Raw genomic sequence first — 20,043 nt, forward strand, 5'->3', positions numbered from 1 at the left:
ATCATTGGTACGAAACATCAAGAAACCTCTTGTGCCAGTGCGATACCAACCAACAGGAACGTTTTTCTCCACAACCCGAAAGGCGGCCACAAGCCGTTTTTCTGTAGTATTACTACTCCCCCGACTGCTCAAAAGCATGAAATGCCGAAGCATTTGTAGTAAAACTACACGGCGCCGGATGACTGTCCGGCAAATCCAAGAATTCACGACGTCTGCCCAAAAGGCCAGTCGCAAACTCAGGCTTCCGATTCTGGTTGCCTTTCCGCCCTGGAGCAAGCCATGCAAGACCTCGATCCTATCGAAACCCAGGAATGGCTGGATGCCCTGGAGTCGGTCCTCGACAAAGAAGGCGAAGACCGCGCTCATTACCTGATGACCCGCATGGGCGAGCTGGCCACCCGCAGTGGTTCCCAGCTGCCTTACGCGATCACCACGCCATACCGCAACACCATCCCTGTCACCCACGAAGCACGCATGCCTGGCGACCTGTTCATGGAACGCCGCATTCGCTCGATGGTGCGTTGGAACGCCTTGGCCATGGTCATGCGCACCAACCTGAAGGACTCGGACCTGGGCGGACACATCTCGAGCTTCGCCTCCAGCGCCACCCTCTACGACATCGGCTTCAACTACTTCTTCCAGGCCCCGACCGAAGAACACGGCGGCGACCTGATCTTCTTCCAGGGCCACGCTTCGCCAGGCGTCTACGCCCGCGCCTTCATGGAAGGCCGCATCAGCGAAGAGCAGATGAACAACTTCCGCCAGGAAGTGGACGGCAATGGCCTGTCTTCGTACCCGCACCCATGGCTGATGCCTGACTTCTGGCAGTTCCCGACCGTTTCGATGGGTCTGGGTCCGATCCAGGCGATCTACCAGGCACGCTTCATGAAGTACCTGGAAGCCCGCGGCTTCATCCCGGCCGGCAAGCAGAAGGTCTGGTGCTTCATGGGCGACGGCGAGTGCGACGAGCCGGAATCCCTGGGCGCGATCGCCCTGGCCGGCCGCGAGAAGCTGGACAACCTGATCTTCGTCATCAACTGCAACCTGCAGCGCCTCGACGGCCCGGTTCGCGGCAACGGCAAGATCATCCAGGAACTCGAAGGCGTGTTCCGTGGCGGTGGCTGGAACGTCAACAAGGTCGTCTGGGGCCGCTTCTGGGACCCACTGCTGGCCAAGGACACCAACGGTGCCCTGCAGCGCCGCATGGACGAAGTCATCGACGGCGAGTACCAGAACTACAAGGCCAAGGACGGCGCGTACGTCCGTGAGAACTTCTTCAACACCCCAGAGCTCAAGGCCATGGTCGAAGACCTGTCCGACGACGAGATCTGGAAGCTCAACCGTGGCGGCCACGACCCGTACAAGGTCTATGCGGCGTACCACCAGGCTGTGAACCACAAAGAGCAGCCGACCGTCATCCTGGCCAAGACCATCAAGGGTTACGGTACCGGTGCGGGCGAAGCCAAGAACACCGCGCACAACACCAAGAAAGTCGACGTCGACAGCCTGCGTCACTTCCGCGACCGCTTCGACATTCCGGTCAAGGACGCCGACCTCGAGAACCTGCCGTTCTTCAAGCCTGAAGAAGGTTCCGCCGAAGCCAAGTACCTGGCCGAGCGTCGCGCCGCACTGGGTGGCTTCGTGCCACAACGCCGCGCCAAGAGCTTCAGCGTTCCGACCCCGCCACTGGAGACGCTCAAAGCGATCCTCGACGGCTCGGGCGACCGCGAAATCTCCACCACCATGGCCTTCGTGCGCATCCTGGCGCAACTGGTCAAGGACAAGGAAATCGGCCAGCGCATCGTCCCGATCATCCCGGACGAAGCCCGTACCTTCGGTATGGAAGGCATGTTCCGCCAGCTGGGCATCTACTCGTCGGTCGGCCAGCTCTACGAGCCAGTCGATAAAGACCAGGTGATGTTCTACCGCGAGGACAAGAAGGGCCAGATCCTCGAAGAAGGCATCAACGAAGCCGGCGCCATGTCGTCCTTCATCGCTGCCGGTACTTCGTACAGCTGCCACAACCAGCCGATGCTGCCGTTCTACATCTTCTACTCGATGTTCGGCTTCCAGCGTATCGGCGACCTCGCCTGGGCCGCTGGCGACAGCCGCACCCGTGGCTTCCTGATCGGCGGTACCGCCGGCCGTACCACGCTGAACGGCGAAGGCCTGCAGCACGAAGACGGTCACAGCCACATGATGGCGGGCACCATCCCGAACTGCCGCACCTACGATCCGACCTACGGCTACGAGCTCGCGGTGATCATCCAGGACGGCATGAAGAAGATGACCGAAGAGCAACAGGACATCTTCTACTACATCACCGTGATGAACGAATCCTACCAGCAGCCTGCCATCCCGGCCGGTGCCGAGGAAGGCATCATCAAGGGCATGTACCTGCTGGAAGAAGACACCCGCGAAGCGGCGCACCACGTTCAGCTGATGGGCTCCGGCACCATCCTGCGTGAAGTCCGCGAAGCGGCGAAGATCCTGCGTGAAGAGTTCAACATCGGTGCCGATGTGTGGAGCGTCACCAGCTTCAACGAACTGCGTCGCGACGGCCTGGCCGTGGAACGCGCCAACCGCCTCAAGCCTGGCCAGAAGCCACAGCAGACCTACGTCGAGCAGTGCCTGAGCGGTCGCAAGGGTCCGGTCATCGCCTCCACCGACTACATGAAGCTGTTCGCCGAGCAGATTCGCCAGTGGGTACCAAGCAAAGAGTTCAAGGTCCTGGGTACCGATGGCTACGGTCGCAGCGACAGCCGCAAGAAGCTGCGTCACTTCTTCGAAGTCGACCGTCACTTCGTGGTGCTGGCTGCCCTGGAAGCCCTGGCTGACCGTGGCGAGATCGAACCGAAGGTTGTCGCTGACGCCATCGTCAAGTTCGGCATCGACCCGGACAAGCGCAACCCACTGGACTGCTGAGGAGTAACTTAAGTGAGCGAACTCATTCGCGTACCTGACATCGGCAGCGGTGAAGGTGAAATCATCGAACTGTTCGTCAAGGTCGGCGACCGCATCGAAGCGGACCAGAGCCTGCTGACCCTGGAGTCGGACAAGGCCTCCATGGAGATCCCGGCCCCCAAGGCCGGCGTCATCAAGGAGCTGAAGGTCAAGCTGGGCGATCGCCTGAAAGAAGGCGACGAACTGCTGGTCCTGGAAGCCGAGGGCGCCGCTGCGGCGCCTGAGGCTCCGGCCGCCGCTCCGGCTGCTGACGCCCCTGCGGCCGCAGCACCCGCCGCTGAAGCCGCCCCTGCTCCTGCGCCTGCCGCAGCACCGGCTGCCGCCAGCGTGCAGGACATCCACGTGCCGGATATCGGTTCGTCGGGCAAGGCCAAGATCATCGAAGTGCTGGTCAAGGTCGGCGACACCGTCGAAGCCGACCAGTCGCTGATCACCCTGGAATCCGACAAGGCTTCCATGGAAATCCCATCGCCTGCCGCTGGCGTGGTCGAGGAAGTCCTGTGCAAGCTGGAAGATGAAGTCGGCACTGGCGACCTGATCTTCAAGCTGAAAGTCGCGGGCGCAGCTCCGGCTGCCGCTCCGGCACCTGCTGCTGCCCCCGAAGCCGCCAAGGCCGAAGCTGCTCCGGCCGCCGCACCCGCCGCTGCCGCCGCTGCCGCCCCAGCTGCTGCCCCTGCACCGGTTGCTACCGCACCGGCTGCTGGCAGCAACGCCAAGGTTCACGCAGGCCCTGCCGTTCGTCAGCTGGCGCGTGAATTCGGTGTCGACCTGGGCGCTGTTGCCGCCACTGGCCCGCACGGCCGCATCCTGAAAGAAGACGTGCAGGTCTACGTCAAGGCGATGATGCAGAAGGCCAAGGAAGCTCCGGCAGCCGCCGGCGCGACCGGTGGTGCCGGCATTCCGCCGATCCCGGCCGTGGACTTCAGCAAGTTCGGTGAAGTCGAGGAAGTCGCCCTGACACGCCTGATGCAGGTCGGTGCTGCCAACCTGCACCGCAGCTGGCTGAACGTACCGCACGTGACCCAGTTCGATTCCGCCGACATCACCGAGCTGGAAGCCTTCCGCGTTGCGCAGAAGGCCGTGGCGGAGAAGGCCGGCGTCAAGCTGACCGTTCTGCCGCTGCTGCTCAAGGCCTGTGCCCACCTGCTCAAGGAGCTGCCGGACTTCAACAGTTCGCTGGCGCCGAGCGGCAAGGCCATCATCCGCAAGAAGTACGTCAACGTCGGCTTCGCCGTGGACACCCCGGATGGCCTGCTGGTCCCTGTGATCAAGAACGTCGACCAGAAGAGCCTGCTGCAACTGGCTGGCGAAGCAGCTGCGCTGGCTGAAAAAGCCCGCACCAAGAAGCTGTCGGCCGATGACATGCAGGGTGCCTGCTTCACCATCTCCAGCCTCGGTCACATTGGCGGCACCGGCTTCACGCCGATCGTCAACGCGCCGGAAGTGGCGATCCTCGGTGTTTCCAAGGCGACCATCCAGCCAGTCTGGGACGGCAAGGCCTTCCAGCCGAAGCTGATGCTGCCGCTGTCGCTGTCCTACGATCACCGTGTGATCAACGGCGCTGCCGCTGCGCGCTTCACCAAGCGCCTGGGCGACCTGCTGACGGACATCCGCACGCTGCTGCTGTAATGCTGCACCCCGCCTCCCCCAACCGGGGAGGCGGTACCGATTTCGAGCTGCCACGCTCGTACCTCAACCCCGCCCCTGGCGGGGCTTTTTTTGCCTGGAAACACCCTCCCCATGAAGGGCCGCGAGGCGCACAAGCTTCAGATTTCCCACGCCCAGCCGACAACCTGCATACGCTGCCCCATATGGCCGCTTGCCAGCCCACGGGACATGATGCACCCTTGCTCAACGCGCCGCCGCTTACCTGCGGCATACCGCGCCAAACGCCTTGTTCAAGCGAGTCTTCGATGAAAAGCCAACCCGATGCCGCCAGCCGTGTGGCGGCCGAGGTCGTGACGCAGTTACCCGTGCCCTCGCGGCTCGGGATGCTGCGTTTCGAGCGGCTGAACGAAGCCAGTTGGGCGATGCTCTACCTCGACCCTGGCTGCGATCGCCAGTTCGGCCTGCCCGCGGCCGAGCTCTGCGCCCTGATCGGCTCGCCCTATGCCAGCCTCATGGAGCCTGAAGCGCGCTACAAGCTGCATGACGAGATCCAACTGCAACTGGCGCGGCGCAACCACTACCGCGTGCGCTATACCCTGCACGCGGGCTCCGGGCCCCTGCGCTTGCTGGAAGTCGGCGAGGCCTACAAGCAGCACAATCGCCAGCTGCTGCGCGGCTACCTCACGGTGCTGGACGACCAGGCCGAGGAAACCCCAGGCCAGGACGCAAACGATCTCGAGTCACGCAACAGCCGCCTGCAGCTGGCCCTGCAACTCAACCAGCGCGCCCAGCAGGAGCAACTCGAACACCTGGAGCGGGTGCGTGCCCAGCAGGACCTGATCCTGCGCCTGGCACGCCAGCGCTACAGCGCCAGCAACTCCTTGCTCGAAGCGGCCGAACTGATCACCCGTAGCGCCTGCGAAATCTACAAACTCGACTGCGCCAGCATCTGGTACCTCAACGAGCAACGCCTGGAACCGATCACCGCCTGGTTCCAGCACGAGCAGGCCCACCGCCTGCCGCAGCCGATCGACGCCAGCCACTACCCGGATTACCTCGACGCCCTGCACGCCAGCCGCGCCATCGACGCCCACAACGCCAGCCATGACCCACGCACCCGGGACATGGTCCAGGGCCTGCTCAACACCGCCGACAATGCCATGCTCGATGCCAGTATCCGCGTCGACGGCCAGGTAGTCGGCGTGCTCTGTCTGGAGCAGACCGGCCAGCCGCGGGCCTGGCAGTCCGACGAAATCGCCTTTGCCGGTGAGCTGGCCGACCAGTTCGCCCAGGTCATCACCAACCACAACCGCCGCACCGCCACCAGCGCCCTGCACCTGTTCCAGCGCGCGGTAGAGCAAAGCGCCAGCGCCTTCCTGCTGGTCAACCGCGACGGGGTGGTGGAGTACGTCAACCCAAGCTTCACCGCCATTACCCAGTACAGCACCGACGAAGTGCAGGGCCACCACCTGGCCGAGCTGCCGGCACTGGAAAACCTCAGCCAGATCCTGTTCGACTCACCGTCGAGCCTGGCCATGGGCAACAGCTGGCAAGGTGAATTCAAGAGCCGGCGCAAGAGCCTGGAGCCCTACTGGGGCCAGTTATCGATTTCCAAGGTGTATGGCGACAACCGCGAGCTGACCCACTACATCGGCATCTACGAAGACGTCACCCAGAGCAAGCTTGCCCAGCAACGCATCGAGCGCCTGGCCTACACCGACAACCTCACCAGCCTGGGCAACCGCCCGGCGTTCATCCGCAGCCTCGACGAACGCTTCGCTCGCGACGGCGACATCCCGATCTGCCTGCTGCTGGTCGACATCGATAACTTCAAGCGGATCAACGACAGCCTCGGCCACCAGACCGGCGACAAGCTGCTGATCAGCCTGGCCCGCCGTCTGCGCAACAGCCTCAGCAGCGGTGGCAGCCTGGCGCGCTTTGCCAGCAACGAGTTCGCCGTGCTGCTGGACGACACCAGCCTCGAAGACGGCCAGAACATCGCCCAGCAGTTGCTGCGCACCCTCGACAAACCCATGTTCGTCGACAACCAGCTGATCAACGTCACCGCCTCCGTGGGCCTGGCCTGCGCGCCCCTGCACGGCGCCGACCCGCAGACCCTGATGAAGAACGCAGGCCTGGCCCTGCACAAGGCCAAGGCCAACGGCAAGCATCAAGTCCAGGTGTTCACCGAAGTGCTCAACGCCGAGGCCAGCTACAAGCTGTTCGTCGAGAACAACCTGCGCCGGGCCCTGACCCAGAACGAGCTGGAGGTCTTCTACCAGCCCAAGCTGTGCCTGCGCAGTGGTCGCCTGCTGGGCCTGGAGGCGCTGCTGCGCTGGAACCACCCCGAGCGCGGCATGATCCGCCCCGACCAGTTCATCAGCGTGGCCGAGGAGACCGGCCTGATCATCCCCATCGGCAAATGGGTGGTGCGCCAGTCGTGCCGCATGAGCCAGGAATTGCGCGAGGCCGGCATGGGCAACCTGCATGTGGCGATCAACCTGTCGCCCAAGCAGTTTTCCGACCCCGAGCTGGTCAGCTCGATTGGCGCCATTCTCAAGGAAGAAGCGCTACCCCCGCACCTGCTGGAGCTGGAGCTGACCGAGGGCCTGTTGCTTGAAGCCACCGAAGACACCCGGCGCCAGCTCGACGAGCTCAAGCAGCTGGGTCTGACCCTGGCCATGGATGACTTCGGTACCGGCTATTCATCGCTGAGCTACCTGAAGAAGTTTCCCATCGACATCATCAAGATCGATCGCAGCTTCATCAGCGAGATTCCCGCCAACCAGGACGACATGGAGATCACCTCGGCGGTGGTCGCCATGGCCCACAACCTCAAGCTCAAGGTAGTCGCCGAAGGCATCGAGACCTCCGAACAACTGGCATTCCTGCGTCGCCACCGCTGTGACGTCGGCCAGGGCTATCTGTTCGACCGGCCGATCCCCGGGCGCGAGCTGGTCGACAAGCTCAGGCGCTACCCGCGCGGGCCGGTGGCCTGACAGGCGCGCAAACCTCGGGCACTATAGGGGCCATGTGGGCCTCTTCGCGGGCAAGCCCGCTCCTACAATGGCAGGCTGCAATGCAACCCTGCAGGAGCGGGCTTGCCCGCGAACAAGCCACAACCGCTCCCACTGTCAGACAGAGGAACAATCATGGTCCTGCGCTCGGAAATCCTCGTGAACAAAAACGTCATGCCCACTGCCGAACAGGCCCTGCCTGGCCGCGAAACTCCCATGCCCCTGCCCGAATTCCACTATGTGTTCGAAGGCACCCCGCTGCTCGGCCCATTCTTCGAGGGCAGCATCGACTTCGCCATCTTCGGCCTGGGCTGCTTCTGGGGCGCCGAACGACGCTTCTGGCAGCGTGAAGGCGTGGTCAGCACCGTGGTCGGCTACGCCGGCGGTTTCACCCCGAACCCAACCTACGAAGAGGTCTGCTCGGGGCTGACCGGCCACACCGAGGTGGTACTGGTAGTGTTCGACAAGGACAAGGTCAGCTACCGCGAACTGCTGGCGATGTTCTGGGAACTGCACAACCCGACCCAGGGCATGCGCCAGGGCAACGACATCGGCACCCAGTACCGCTCGGCCATCTATTGCACCTCGCCCGAGCAACTGGAGCAGGCCAAGGCCAGCCGCGATGCTTTCCAGGCCGAGCTGAACAAGGCCGGTTTCGGCGAGATCACCACCGAGATCGATCAGGCGCCGACCGTGTACTTCGCCGAGGCCTACCACCAGCAGTACCTGGCCAAGAACCCCGAAGGCTACTGTGGCATCGGTGGCACTGGCGTGTGCCTGCCGCCCAGCCTGCAGGGTAATTGACATGGGTATGGTGCTGTTCCATGCGCCGCTGTCGCCTTTCGTGCGCAAGGTCTTGCTGGTGCTGCACGAGACCGGTCAGCTCGACCGCGTACGCCTGCAAACCGTCAACATCAGCCCGGTGAGCGGTGACGAGCAGCTCAACCAGGACAATCCGATCGGCAAGATCCCGGCCCTGCGCCTGGAAGACGGTAGCGTGCTGCACGACAGCCGGGTGATCTGCGAGTACCTCGACAGCCAGCACGTCGGCAACCCGCTGATCCCCCGCGAGGGCTCGGCGCGCTGGCGGCGCCTGACCCTGGCCTCCCAGGCCGATGCGATCATGGATGCGGCGGTGTCGAGCCGCTATGAAAGCTTCCTGCGTCCTGAGGACAAGCGCTGGGATGGCTGGCTGCAGGCGCAGTCACAGAAAATCCGCCGAGGCCTGGCGGATCTTGAGCAGCATCACCTGGCAGAGATCGCCTCCGGCTTCGATATCGCCGCGATCGGCGTGGCCTGCGCGCTGGGCTACCTGGACCTGCGCCAGCCGGAGTTCGGCTGGCGTGAACAACAGCCTGGGCTGGCTGAATGGTATGCCCAAGTGAGCCAGCGCGCGTCGATGCTGGCTACCGTGCCGGTCGCCTGAAACCCCTTCGCGGGCAAGCCCCTCCTACAGACATATCCCCTCTGTAGGAGCCAGCCTGCCCGTGAATGCCTTACCCCGGCCTGGCAGGAAACAACGACCCCACCCGAACCGCCAACCAGCGCCCGATCACCTTGTCCTCCCTCATGCCGCCCTCCCCACCCGCGACCAGTCCAGCCGCCGGGTCAGCACCATGAACACGCCAAGCAAGCCAAAGCACAGCAGCGAGCCCATCAACAGCGCATAGTCCTCCGCGCTCAGCAGCCCGTACAGCAGCCCATAAAGCGCCGCCAACCCCGCCGCAAAACCCGCCCCGCGCACCGGGCTGTGCAGCACATGGCTCAAGTAAAAGCCGATCAGCAGCACGCAGGCCCCTGCCGACAAGCCATACGCCAGGCCAAAACCCAGGTGTTCCGACAGTGACAACAGCAACAGGTAGAACAGCGCCAGCGCCACCCCCACCAGCACGTATTGCATCGGGTGCACGCTGAGGTTCTTCAACACCTCGAACAGGAAGAAGCCGGCAAAGGTCAGCGCGATGAACAGCAGCGCATACTTGATCGCACGCTCGCTCCGGAGGTACTGGTCCACCGGATCGACGAAGCTCACACCGAAGGTGCGCCCACTGAAATCCGCGCACTTGTCCGCACCGGCGCATTGGCGCAGCGCGTCTTCCAGGTTGGTGGCAAAGAACGAGGTCTGCCAGCGCGCGGTGAAACCCTGGGCATCGATCTCACGACTGGCCGGCAAGTAGCTGCCGATGAAGCTCGGATGGGGCCAGTTGGCGTGCATCTCGACCCGGCTGCTGCGCCCCACTGGCAGCACATGGAGTTGTCCGGTGCCCTGCAACGCCAGGTCGAAGGCATAGCCGAACTCGCGGGCAGCCTGGCCATCCAGCCCAGGCAGGGTGACGTGCACCCCACCGGCCATCCAGTCCAGGCCGGTTCCCGCTTCGAACGGCAGGCGCTGATCGTCGAGGCTCAGTTCCAGGGCATTCTCGATGCCTCGGATATCGCTGATGCCCACCACCATGAACGGCTTGTCGAACCGGTAGTCTTCGTAGTCCTTGTCGACGCCCCAGCGCTCAGGCAGCTTGAAGCGGCCACTGACACGGTTCCTGGCATGGAACAACCGCGCCTGGTAAATGCCGCGGGCGCGCAGTTCGGTATCGACCTGGCTGTCGACCTCGAAGGTTTCCGGCAGGAAGTACAGGTGGCCGCTGACGGTGCTGGTTTCCTGCACACTCTTGCCGTCCTTGTCGATCCAGCGGCGCTGGTACTTGCGGTACGGCACCACCAGCAGCGGGCCGCTGATCTGCTGGTCGAAGCTCGAACTCTGGGCGATGTCCTGCAGCACACCATCGCGCACGGCCTGACGTTCATCGATCAGGCCACTGATCATCAACAGAGGGATCAATAACAGCAGCATCAGCAGGACGATCATGCCGAGCTTGAAACTCAGGGGCTTGTTCATGGGGCTTTGGCTCCAGTTGTGATGTGCGCAGCTTGCGCCGCGCACATGGAGCCGATAGGGAGGGTTTGTGCAGATTGTGTGGAGATGACGAGGCGGACAGCAGGAATCAGCTCACGCGCCGCGCAGGCAGCCACAGCCTGACCCGCACCCCGCCCTCGACGTTATCCACCGCCAGCGCTCCGCCATGCAGTTGCATCACTTCCTCGACAAAGTTGAGCCCAAGCCCGGTGCTCTTGCGCCCGGTGCCTGGCCGGGGCAGGGAATAGAAGCGCTCGCTGACCCGCTCGATGGCGTAATCCGGAATCGCCTCCCCCTGGTTGAACAGGCTCAATGCGACCCGATCACCGTCGTGCACCAGCTCGAACGACAAGGTGCCGCCTGCCGGCGTGAAGTCGAGTGCGTTGTCCACCAGGTTTGCCAGCGCCTGACGCAGCAAGAAGGGGTCGCACAGCAACAACACCCCGCCCGTCACCTGTTGCCGGATCTGCAACCCGGCACTGTCGATCCGCGCCGCATACCCGTGCAGCAACTCGTCGACCAGCGCAGCGAGCGGCACCTGCTGCTCGTCTTCCAGCGCCTGCATCTGCTCGACCCGCGCCAGGTTGAGCAAGCGCTCGATCATTTGCTGCAAACGCTCGCTCTCGCGCTCGATATTGCTGGCAAAACGCGCCCGCTGCTCATCCGGCATCGGCCCCTGCAACAGCTCGGAAGCCCCACGAATCGCCGCCAGCGGGCTTTTCAGCTCATGGGTGAGGGTATGCACATAGCGCTCGACATACGCCTTGCCCTCCAACTGGGTGCGCATGCGCTCCACCGCCGTGGCCAGTTGCAGCAGTTCACCGCCCTTGTAGTGCGGCAGCGCCGCGCGCTCGCCCTCACTCACCGCCTGGGCGTACCGGGTGAGACGGCGCAACGACCGCGCCAGCCACCAGGACAGCGCAGCGCCCACCAACAGCCCAAGCACGATCAACCCCAGGCCGAGCGTCAGCAAACGTTGCTCGGAGCGGTCGATATAGGGCTGTAGCGAACTGTTGGGCTTGGCCACCGTCACCACACCGATGACCTGGCCGTTATCCATGATCGGTGCCGCCACGTGCATCACCGAGGTGCTTTCGTCGTCCGGGTCGCTGCGGGTCGAACGCGCGCCATATTGGCCTCGCAGGGTCAGGTAGACGTCGTTCCAGCGCGAGTAATCCTTGCCCAAGGCCTGCCCACTGGAGTCGAGCAGGACGATGCCCTTGGCGTCGGTGACATAGATACGGTGGCTGACCTGGTTTTTCGCCAGCCCCCAGATATCCGCACCTGGGCGGCGCTGCCCGTAGGATTCGAGTACTTGAGGCAGACGACTTTGCCCAAGCGTGCCGGCCTTGACGTCATCGTGAAGGATTTCTGCCAACAGGTTGGCGGTATCCACCAGGGTTTCCTCGGAAGACTGGCGCACCACCGGGCGAATCTGTTCGCGCACGGTATTGAGCAGGAAGTAACCCGACAACCCGACGAACAGGAAGTACACCAGAAAGATCCGGATCCCCAGGCGCATCAGGCGTGATCCGGGCTATAGCTATAGCCCAGGCCGCGATGGGTCTGGATTGGTTCGGCATCGCCAGACACCAGGCGCAACTTCGCGCGCAGGCTCTTGATGTGGCTGTCGATGGTTCGCTCGTAACCGGCATCTGAAGCCACGCCCAGCCCGTCGAGCAATTGCTCGCGGCTGAACACCCGACGGGGTTGCTCGAGCAGGCATTGCAGCAAGCGGAATTCATGGCGAGTGAGCGTCAGCGCCTGGCCACGATAGAGGATGCGCATCCCCAGCGTATCGACCTCGAACAGCTTCGCATCGACTGCCGTCTCGGCTCTGGGCGCCATGCGCTTGAGGATCGCCCGCACCCGCGCAGCCACCTCACGCGGGCTGAACGGCTTGACTACATAGTCGTCGGCACCGATTTCCAAGCCTACGACCCGATCGATCTCACCATCGCGGGCACTGAGGAACATCACCGGCACCTCGCTGAAGCGGCGCAGCTGGCGGCAGGTTTCGAAACCACTGATATCTGGCAGGCCGATGTCGAGGATGACCAGGTCGGCCGGGCGCTGGCGCATCTGTTCGAGCGCGGCGCTGCCCAGGGTCACCCAGGCGGTACTATGGCCGTCGGCCTGGAGGGCATAGACCAGGGTGTCGGCGATAGCGGACTCGTCTTCGACGATGAGGATGTGGGGCATGGGTGAGGCTCTGAGGGGCTGGTCGTCGATTGTCTGACCGAGCCCCTTCGCGGGACAAGCCCACTCGCACAATTGCAGGCTGACGCTGCAGCTGCGGGGATCGGGCTTGCCTGCGAGAGGCCAGGCCGGACGATCAGCAGTCCGGCTTGTCTGCCGTATACCGCCGTGCCGGGTTCACCGCCGCCTTGAACTCACGCAGCGCCTTGGCGCCGATCAGCAGCGGGTAGTTGAAGTTGCTGCGGTCGGTCAGGTTGACCTCCACCGTACGCTTGACGTCACCCAGGCACAGCTCCAGGTCCACCACCGGGCGGCGGGCAGCCTCGGCCGGTTCGTCCTCGTCTTCCTCATCGCCTGAGCGGGCCTTGATCTTGCTGATGCGCGCCACCTTGTGTTCATAGACCTTGCCGTCGGCATCCTTGGTCGCCAGGCGGAAACGCACCCAGTCCTCGCCGTCGCGGGTGAAGGTCTCGATATCCTTGGCCGACAGCGACGCGGTCAGCGCACCAGTATCCATCTTGGCCTTGAGGGTCTGGCCGATCTCGGGGAGCTTGATGTACTCATAGCGGCCATAGAGTGTCGGCTCGGCGGCCATCACCGGCAACGCCAGCAGCGACAGGAGGGCAAGCAGTGGTTTCACGGGAAGCATTCCTTGAGATGAGACAGTGCTTAGACTACGCGGGGAGGATAGGTTCGTTGTCACAGCCTATCCAACATAATGTGAAACATTTGTCCCTTCCATTGGGCATTGGACGTTTGGCGTAGGACGTTACCCTGCTTATCATTGCCAACCGCAAATCTCACACAACACTTTCATACAACAAGAGTCTCCTTATGCGTCGCCTGCTGACCGGCATCCTTACAACTGTCCTGCTGCTGCTCAACACCCTCGTGTTGATCTGCCCGCTGATGGTCTTCGCCCTGCTCAAGCTGGTGCTGCCCGGCCGTGGTCGCGACTATGCCTCCTGGGCGGTGATGTGGATCGCCGAGACCTGGTCGGAAATCGACAAGGCCATCTTCGCCCTGTGCATCCCCACGCAATGGGACATCCGCGGCATCGAGACGCTGAACGCGAACACCTCCTACCTGTGCGTCAGCAACCATCAGAGCTGGGTCGACATTCCCGCACTGATCGAAAGCCTCAACCGCCGTGTGCCGTTCTTCAAGTTCTTCCTCAAGAAGGAGCTGATCTGGGTACCGCTGCTGGGCCTGGCCTGGTGGGCGCTGGACTACCCCTTCATGAAGCGCTACAGCAAGGCCTTCCTCGACAAGCACCCCGAGCTCAAGGGCAAGGACCTGGAAATCACCAAGGCCGCCTGCGAGCTGTTCAAGCGCCAGCCGGTAACGGTGGTCAACTACCTCGAAGGCACGCGCTTCACCGAAGCCAAGCGCGAACAGCAGCAATCGCCGTACCGCCACCTGCTCAAGCCCAAGGCCGGCGGCGTCGCCTTCGTGCTCGCCGCACTGGGCGAGCAACTCGACGCCCTGCTCGATGTGACCATCGTCTACCCCGGCAACAAGGCCCCAGGGTTCTGGGACCTGCTCAACGGCAGCATCAGCCGGGTAATCATCGACATCCGCGTGCGCGAGCTGGACCCGGCATTATGCGAAGGCGACTACGAGAGCGATCCGGCGTTTCGCCAGACCGTGCAGGCCTGGGTCAACCAGCTGTGGGAAGACAAGGACGCCCGAATCCAAGCATTACGCGCGGAATTGACGTGAAGCGAGCGAACACTGGCATGAAACAACTTGCCGAAAAGCCAGGCGGAGGGGGCTTTTCGGCAAGCCGGACGATCAATCGTAGAAACGGATATTATCGATACGTCGTTCGAAGTCTTGGAATTCGATGTATCTTATTTTCTTTCCAGCAGGTGCACTGAAATCAAACCCAGGGAATGGAGAGTTGATCCCATGCCCTGTTCCATCCGTGTATTGGACCGAAGAGTGATTATAGGGGCGATCCCTAGAAGGATTGTCCACATCCAAAACTATACGACTCGCTGGCGTAATAGGCATGATGATCAGCTCTGCGCGCAAATTATCAGTATTATTTGTCATGTGCAGAAAACGCCCCGCAATGCCATTTGACGGGGCGCCAGCGTTGCGTATTGCCAACTTACTATTGCCGCCGTTGGAGGAAAAATAAAACCGTGCTTGTGGAAGCGATATTTCCGTTACCCCTTCCTGAAAAGCAACGTTCTCAAAATCGATAAATCTCGACGAGCCACCGCCACCTACGACTTGATCGCTCTCACGATAGACAAAAGCCGCTTTTTCGCTCACATTCGACGGCAACGTGAGTTGAATAACGGGCACTGTTTGCTGATAGCTCTGGAAATAACGCCGTTGGTCATCTTGCGCACTGATCAGACCGTCGCTGCCTGCGAGGTAGAAGAACGATTGGATAGGCAACTTCGCCCCGCTCCCCGTCGCCCAGGTTGCGACACGCAACTCATCGTTGGCCGTCCGATAGAAGCCCGTGAGCAGATTTTTCGCAACTATCGTCTGATTGAAACGATCGGCCGTGTTGGCTTGCCCCTGACGCAGATCCCAGCCACATTGAGCTTTATGCTTATCAGAGACAGAGTTGAAATGGGACAGCCACTGCGCAGCCGCATCGATCCCCTGCTCATTGCAAGGCTTGCTCTGAGCAGGGTACTCGGGTGATATCCCGCACCCCTGTTGTTGACGATTGTCCGTCCAGCCGTCGAACGGAAAAGAACACAGCACCTGGACAGCTGTCTTGGACGCTGGCACTTCCTGCGCTGGATATAATATATAACCGTTATTGTAGTTGAGCGGCAATGTAGAGAAATTCATATCCGCCCTGATCCACGCAAACGACACGCCACCACTGGTAATTGAGGGAGGGCTGGGATTCCAGGGTAAATAGCTCTGCCGGCTCAACGTTCCGCGAAGCATGATGCCCGAACATAAATAGGCTGGTAGCGCCGCGCCACCGCAATTCTGACGCACTTGGTTATACCAGCCCGTCAATTGCGCCGCAGCGTCTGCACCTTTGACGCCTACATCCTGTGCTGCTGGGGCTTGCGCTGGAGTTTGAGTGATCATAGTTCCCGACGGCTGCGCGTCCGGAACTCCAGAAGTTCTGGCGCAAGCCGCCAGTAACAACAATACTCCGGGAATGGCAACGTATCTTATCCGCATGTGAACGCCTCACGTATCGACTGGCACACCATGTCCGCTTTAGACTCTTGAACCATCCCACCGAAACATCAGATGGTCGATGTTTGCCAGCCGAACCTAACAAGACTGACAGGCACGCGAAACTGGTAAATATGCCAGGTGACAGCGAGGAAATTGCTGAGCAATATAGTTGATTAATTCGCGCTCACAATCACGATGTCACCCATGACCACGAGGCTCTATTATTTGAAGCGGCGGTAATACGGGGGGAGATAAAATGCCTTCAAACAAGAAGGCACGCATGATGATTATCTGATGGACTCAGTACCCTCAAGCTACCGGCCCCTCCAGATCTTAGATCGAGGGTATCGCGCCGGGAGCCTGCCACAATCCGGCCAGATTCTGCAGCAACGAGCCGGCAATGCCCTGCTGCCCCAGATATTGCAGGATCAACGGCGCGAACTGGCCAATCATGCCGGTATCCATGCCCAGCGCCTTGAAGGCGTTATCCAGGTCGTTGCGATTCTCGACATTGCCCAGGGCATTGCTCAGCGCCGACGAGCGCTGGTTGTTCTGCCCCAGCAACTCGCCCAGCCCGTTGAGCCCGCCCAAGGCGTTGGCACCGGACAACAGGTCAAGACCGGGCACCGCCTTGGTCAACTGGCCATAGTCGTCATTGCTCAGGTTGTTGCGCGCAAGGCCCAGCATGGCGCCAGCGCCGCCGACAGCCTGTTCGGGGGTGATCTTCAGTTCGCTGCCCAAGGTATTGAGCAGATTGGCCTGGGCGGCCGGCGCCTGGACCTGGCCTTTCGGGGTCTGCATGGCCGAGACAGCGTTGGCGGCATCGTTGAGGTTGAAGGCGAACACCGGGCTTGCGGCCAGGGTCATCAGGGTTGCCAGGGTGAATGCTTTCATCGGAGGACCTCGTAGGCCGGGATGGCCTGGGAAACGAGGCGTTGGACTGGGGGGCTGAAGCTTTGTTCCAGGCCGGATGTCGGTAAGGGACGAACCCGCCCCCACAGGCAGTCACCCCACCTGTGGGAGCGGGCTCGTCCCGCGATTGGCCCGCAAAGCGACGCCAAAGGCCTCAGGCAGCGCTGAAGGTCCTGTGCGGATCGATCACGAATTTCTTCGGCACGCCCGCATCGAACTCGCCGTACCCTTCCGGCGCCTGGTCCAGGCTGATCACCTGTACACCGACCACTTCGGCAATATTGATCCGATCCCACATGATCGCCTGCATCAGCTGGCGGTTGTACTTCATGGTCGGGGTCTGGCCGGTGTGGAAGCTGTGCGACTTGGCCCAGCCCAGGCCGAAGCGGATGCTCAGCGCACCGATCTTCGCCGCCGCGTCCACCGCACCCGGATCTTCGGTCACGTACAGGCCCGGAATACCGATCTTGCCGGCCACACGGGTGACCTGCATCAGCGAGTTGAGCACGGTCGCCGGAGCCTCGTGCTTGGCGCCTTCATGGCCGTGGCCGCGGGCTTCGAAGCCTACTGCATCGACGGCGCAGTCCACTTCAGGCTCACCGAGGATGTCGATGATCTGCTCGTGCAGCGGCGTGTCCTTGGACAGATCGACCACCTCGAAGCCCTGGGACTTGGCGTGGGCCAGGCGCAGCGGATTGAGGTCACCCACGATCACGCACGCGGCGCCCAGCAGGCGTGCCGAAGCGGCAGCGGCCAGACCTACCGGGCCGGCGCCAGCCACGTAGACGGTGCTGCCCGGGCCGACGCCCGCGGTGACAGCGCCGTGGTAGCCGGTGGGCAGGATGTCCGACAGACAGGTCAGGTCACGGATCTTCTCCATGGCCTTGTCGCGGTCGGGCAATTTCAGCAGGTTGAAGTCGGCGTACGGTACCAGCACGTATTCAGCCTGGCCGCCGGTCCAGTCACCCATGTCGACATAGCCGTAGGCACCGCCGGCACGGGCCGGGTTGACGGTCAGGCAGACGCCGGTATGCATCTCCTTGCAGGAACGGCAGCGCCCGCAAGCAACGTTGAACGGCACCGACACCAGGTCGCCGATCTTCAAGCGCTCGACATCACGGCCCAACTCGACGATTTCACCGGTGATTTCGTGGCCGAGCACCAGCCCGACCTGAGCGGTGGTGCGGCCACGGACCATGTGCTGGTCAGAGCCGCAGATATTGGTGGAGACCACCTTGAGGATCACGCCGTGCTCGATCTTCTTGCCGCGCGGATCCTGCATCTTGGGGTAGTCGATCTTCTGCACCTCGACCTTGCCTGCGCCGAGATACACCACTCCACGATTACCAGACATGCTCTTACCTCGCTTGATTTGTATTTATGCAGCGGTGGTTGAAGCGCCGCCATCCTTGGGCGGCCTGTGTTACTGGAATGAGGGGAATTGTGGGCTTGATGGGGGATGTCGCAGTGACTGGATGCGACAGGGGGTTGTCTGTTTACGGCAGGTCGAAATTGGTGAGGCCATTCGCGGGCAAGCCCGCTCCTACAGGCACAGTGCCGTTCTCAGACACGCGATCCCCGTAAGAGCGGGCTTGCCCCGCGATAGGGCCAATCAGAGCACCACTGTCCTGTTGGCGTTCAAAAACACCCGCCGCTCGATGTGATACCCCACCGCCCGCGCCAACGTCAGGCATTCGATATCACGGCCCTTGGCGATCAGGTCTTCGGGATAGTGGCTGTGATCGACCACCTCGACGCCCTGGGCGATGATCGGCCCTTCGTCGAGGTCGTTGTTGATGTAGTGCGCGGTCGCACCGACCATCTTCACACCCTTGTTGTACGCCTGGTGATAGGGCTTGGCACCCTTGAACCCCGGCAGCAGCGAGTGGTGGATGTTGATCGCCCAGCCATCCAGGCGCCGACACAGCTCTGGCGACAGCACCTGCATGTAGCGGGCGAGAATCACCAGTTCGGCGCCGGTTTCCTCGATCACCTTGAGCACCTTGCGCTCCTGGCCCGGCTTGTCGTTCGGGTCGAGCGCGAAGTGGTAGTAGGGGATCTTGTGCCAGTGCGCCAGCGGCTCCAGGTCGGGGTGGTTGGAGATCACTGCGACCACCTCCATGCCCAGTTGGCCGATGCGCTGGCGATACAGCAGGTCGTTCAGGCAATGGTCGGCCTTGGACACCATGATCACCACCTTGGGGCGGTGATTGGGTGCGGTCAGCTCGAAGGCCATGCCAAACGCTTCGCTGCGCTCGGCGAATCCGGCACGGAAGGCATCTTCATCGAAACCCTCAGGTGCGCGGAACTCGACACGGATGAAGAAACGCCCCGACAGTCGATCATCGAAGGAATGGTGCTCGGTGACGTAGCAGCGCTGCTCGAAGAGATGACGCGTGACCACATCGACCGTGCCGAGCATGCTCGGGCAGTCGGCGGTGAGAATCCAGGTGTCCGGTGCCCGACTCATGATCTGCGCTCCTTATGCCTCGATGGCCAGGCCGTACTCGGCCGATGCGTCCTGCAGCCACAGCCACCAGTAGTCGGAGAAGCTGCGGCGGATCACCAGCTCCCAGGTGTCTTCGGCAGTGCGACGGATCACCAGTTGCGACTTGGCGAACACGGTACCCACGGCCTTGCCGACCGGGAAGTTGTTCGGGTGTACATCATAGCTGGTGGATTTCATCAGCACGTCGCGCACGTTCGGGCCGCGCAGCTCGAGCAGGGTCTGCCCGCCACTGACATTGACCACCTGGACGTGCTGGCCTTCGAGGGCATCGCGCAGCTTCTGCTCGACGCTGAACTCCTGGCCGCCCGGGACGATCAGCAACCATTCGTCGGGGCCCACCCACTGCAACGACATTTCACTGTTGGCGACCACCGTCAGCGCCACCGGCAGCTCCAGGCCCAGGGCCTTGTGCACGGCACCGGCGAACTGCGGGTCATGGCCGTCGCCACGAAGGGTCAGGTGACCGAGGAATTTCTTCTCGCGCAGGGTCACGCCTGCGTTGTTGCGGCCCTTTCCGACCAGGCTGGCCAGGTCTGCATGGTGCAGCGGCGATTGGGCCTTGGCATCACTGCCGGGGTTCTGCTGGAAGACGTTGATAGCGCTCATTTCTTACCTGCCTTGAATTCTTGTGCGACGCGACCCGAGACCCTGTGGGAGCGGGCTTGCCCGCGAAGAGTGCGGTGAATGCACCATCGCATTCGCGGGCGAGCCCGCTCCCACAGGGACCTCATTCCAACCAGGAGTACTGGCTG

15 protein-coding genes are annotated in these 20,043 nt (G+C 62.4%); 6 read left to right on the forward strand and 9 right to left on the reverse strand.

From position 1 onward, the window contains the following. Positions 1-279 precede the first annotated feature (279 nt). From aceE to ACNFHO_RS08495, 5 genes are all read left to right on the forward strand, one after another. Complete coding sequence (aceE, locus tag ACNFHO_RS08475; RefSeq protein ID WP_054892164.1) at positions 280-2,925, forward strand: pyruvate dehydrogenase (acetyl-transferring), homodimeric type; 2,646 nt, start codon at positions 280-282, stop codon at positions 2,923-2,925. Positions 2,926-2,937: 12 nt separating this feature from the next. After that, the gene (gene aceF / locus ACNFHO_RS08480) at positions 2,938-4,593 is read left to right on the forward strand and encodes a dihydrolipoyllysine-residue acetyltransferase (protein WP_063542306.1); all 1,656 of its coding nucleotides are present in this window, start codon (positions 2,938-2,940) and stop codon (positions 4,591-4,593) included. Positions 4,594-4,877: 284 nt separating this feature from the next. Further along, complete coding sequence (locus tag ACNFHO_RS08485; protein ID WP_054892162.1) at positions 4,878-7,571, forward strand: putative bifunctional diguanylate cyclase/phosphodiesterase; 2,694 nt, start codon at positions 4,878-4,880, stop codon at positions 7,569-7,571. A gap of 153 nt (positions 7,572-7,724) precedes the next feature. Further along, entirely contained in the window at positions 7,725-8,393 is a 669-nt protein-coding gene (msrA, locus tag ACNFHO_RS08490; RefSeq protein WP_063542302.1) for a peptide-methionine (S)-S-oxide reductase MsrA, read from the forward strand. A 7-nt stretch (positions 8,394-8,400) separates the two neighbouring features. After that, positions 8,401-9,015, forward strand: a complete 615-nt coding sequence (locus ACNFHO_RS08495; protein WP_112899520.1) for a glutathione S-transferase — start codon at positions 8,401-8,403, stop codon at positions 9,013-9,015. Between the two features lie 141 nt (positions 9,016-9,156). On the opposite strand, the gene creD is transcribed toward ACNFHO_RS08495, so the two are convergent. The 4 genes from creD to ACNFHO_RS08515 form a co-directional block, all read right to left on the reverse strand. Next, the gene (gene creD / locus ACNFHO_RS08500) at positions 9,157-10,485 is read right to left on the reverse strand and encodes a cell envelope integrity protein CreD (protein ID WP_416765969.1); all 1,329 of its coding nucleotides are present in this window, start codon (positions 10,483-10,485) and stop codon (positions 9,157-9,159) included. A gap of 106 nt (positions 10,486-10,591) precedes the next feature. Continuing rightward, positions 10,592-12,025, reverse strand: a complete 1,434-nt coding sequence (creC, locus tag ACNFHO_RS08505) for a two-component system sensor histidine kinase CreC (protein ID WP_054892159.1) — start codon at positions 12,023-12,025, stop codon at positions 10,592-10,594. Next, positions 12,025-12,705, reverse strand: a complete 681-nt coding sequence (creB, locus tag ACNFHO_RS08510) for a two-component system response regulator CreB (RefSeq protein WP_112897147.1) — start codon at positions 12,703-12,705, stop codon at positions 12,025-12,027. Before creB ends, creC begins: the two co-directional genes overlap by 1 nt. 133 nt (positions 12,706-12,838) lie before the next feature. Further along, a complete protein-coding gene (locus ACNFHO_RS08515; protein ID WP_054892157.1) occupies positions 12,839-13,342 on the reverse strand; it encodes an ATP-dependent zinc protease in 504 nt (167 codons plus the stop codon). A 194-nt stretch (positions 13,343-13,536) separates the two neighbouring features. On the opposite strand from ACNFHO_RS08515, the gene ACNFHO_RS08520 reads away from it, so the two are divergent. Then, a complete protein-coding gene (locus ACNFHO_RS08520) occupies positions 13,537-14,424 on the forward strand; it encodes an acyltransferase (protein WP_063542294.1) in 888 nt (295 codons plus the stop codon). Between the two features lie 72 nt (positions 14,425-14,496). On the opposite strand, the gene ACNFHO_RS08525 is transcribed toward ACNFHO_RS08520, so the two are convergent. The 5 genes from ACNFHO_RS08525 to ACNFHO_RS08545 form a co-directional block, all read right to left on the reverse strand. After that, on the reverse strand, positions 14,497-15,774 hold the full coding sequence (locus tag ACNFHO_RS08525) for a hypothetical protein (protein WP_416765971.1): 1,278 nt from the start codon (positions 15,772-15,774) through the stop codon (positions 14,497-14,499). Between the two features lie 429 nt (positions 15,775-16,203). Then, on the reverse strand, positions 16,204-16,764 hold the full coding sequence (locus ACNFHO_RS08530) for a DUF2780 domain-containing protein (protein ID WP_063542292.1): 561 nt from the start codon (positions 16,762-16,764) through the stop codon (positions 16,204-16,206). A gap of 172 nt (positions 16,765-16,936) precedes the next feature. Beyond that, positions 16,937-18,136 (reverse strand): formaldehyde dehydrogenase, glutathione-independent, encoded by a 1,200-nt coding sequence (fdhA, locus tag ACNFHO_RS08535; protein ID WP_054892154.1) that lies wholly within the window; start codon positions 18,134-18,136, stop codon positions 16,937-16,939. Between the two features lie 258 nt (positions 18,137-18,394). Beyond that, complete coding sequence (gene purU, locus ACNFHO_RS08540) at positions 18,395-19,252, reverse strand: formyltetrahydrofolate deformylase (RefSeq protein WP_197889773.1); 858 nt, start codon at positions 19,250-19,252, stop codon at positions 18,395-18,397. A gap of 12 nt (positions 19,253-19,264) precedes the next feature. Next, entirely contained in the window at positions 19,265-19,897 is a 633-nt protein-coding gene (locus ACNFHO_RS08545; protein WP_054892152.1) for a sarcosine oxidase subunit gamma, read from the reverse strand. Positions 19,898-20,043: the final 146 nt, after the last annotated feature.

The organism is Pseudomonas sp. NY15374, assembly GCF_048068255.1.
Lineage (GTDB): Bacteria > Pseudomonadota > Gammaproteobacteria > Pseudomonadales > Pseudomonadaceae > Aquipseudomonas > Aquipseudomonas machongensis.

What these genes read in the sequence shown, in the direction of transcription:
- purU (WP_197889773.1), bottom strand. Translation starts at nt 19,252, where the DNA reads ATGAGTCGGGCACCGGACACCTGGATTCTCACCGCCGACTGCCCGAGC.
- fdhA (WP_054892154.1), bottom strand. Translation starts at nt 18,136, where the DNA reads ATGTCTGGTAATCGTGGAGTGGTGTATCTCGGCGCAGGCAAGGTCGAG.
- ACNFHO_RS08545 (WP_054892152.1), bottom strand. Translation starts at nt 19,897, where the DNA reads ATGAGCGCTATCAACGTCTTCCAGCAGAACCCCGGCAGTGATGCCAAG.
- ACNFHO_RS08495 (WP_112899520.1), top strand. Translation starts at nt 8,401, where the DNA reads ATGGTGCTGTTCCATGCGCCGCTGTCGCCTTTCGTGCGCAAGGTCTTG.
- creB (WP_112897147.1), bottom strand. Translation starts at nt 12,705, where the DNA reads ATGCCCCACATCCTCATCGTCGAAGACGAGTCCGCTATCGCCGACACC.
- ACNFHO_RS08520 (WP_063542294.1), top strand. Translation starts at nt 13,537, where the DNA reads ATGCGTCGCCTGCTGACCGGCATCCTTACAACTGTCCTGCTGCTGCTC.
- ACNFHO_RS08525 (WP_416765971.1), bottom strand. Translation starts at nt 15,774, where the DNA reads ATGATCACTCAAACTCCAGCGCAAGCCCCAGCAGCACAGGATGTAGGC.
- ACNFHO_RS08530 (WP_063542292.1), bottom strand. Translation starts at nt 16,764, where the DNA reads ATGAAAGCATTCACCCTGGCAACCCTGATGACCCTGGCCGCAAGCCCG.
- aceE (WP_054892164.1), top strand. Translation starts at nt 280, where the DNA reads ATGCAAGACCTCGATCCTATCGAAACCCAGGAATGGCTGGATGCCCTG.
- creD (WP_416765969.1), bottom strand. Translation starts at nt 10,485, where the DNA reads ATGAACAAGCCCCTGAGTTTCAAGCTCGGCATGATCGTCCTGCTGATG.
- creC (WP_054892159.1), bottom strand. Translation starts at nt 12,025, where the DNA reads ATGCGCCTGGGGATCCGGATCTTTCTGGTGTACTTCCTGTTCGTCGGG.
- msrA (WP_063542302.1), top strand. Translation starts at nt 7,725, where the DNA reads ATGGTCCTGCGCTCGGAAATCCTCGTGAACAAAAACGTCATGCCCACT.
- ACNFHO_RS08485 (WP_054892162.1), top strand. Translation starts at nt 4,878, where the DNA reads ATGAAAAGCCAACCCGATGCCGCCAGCCGTGTGGCGGCCGAGGTCGTG.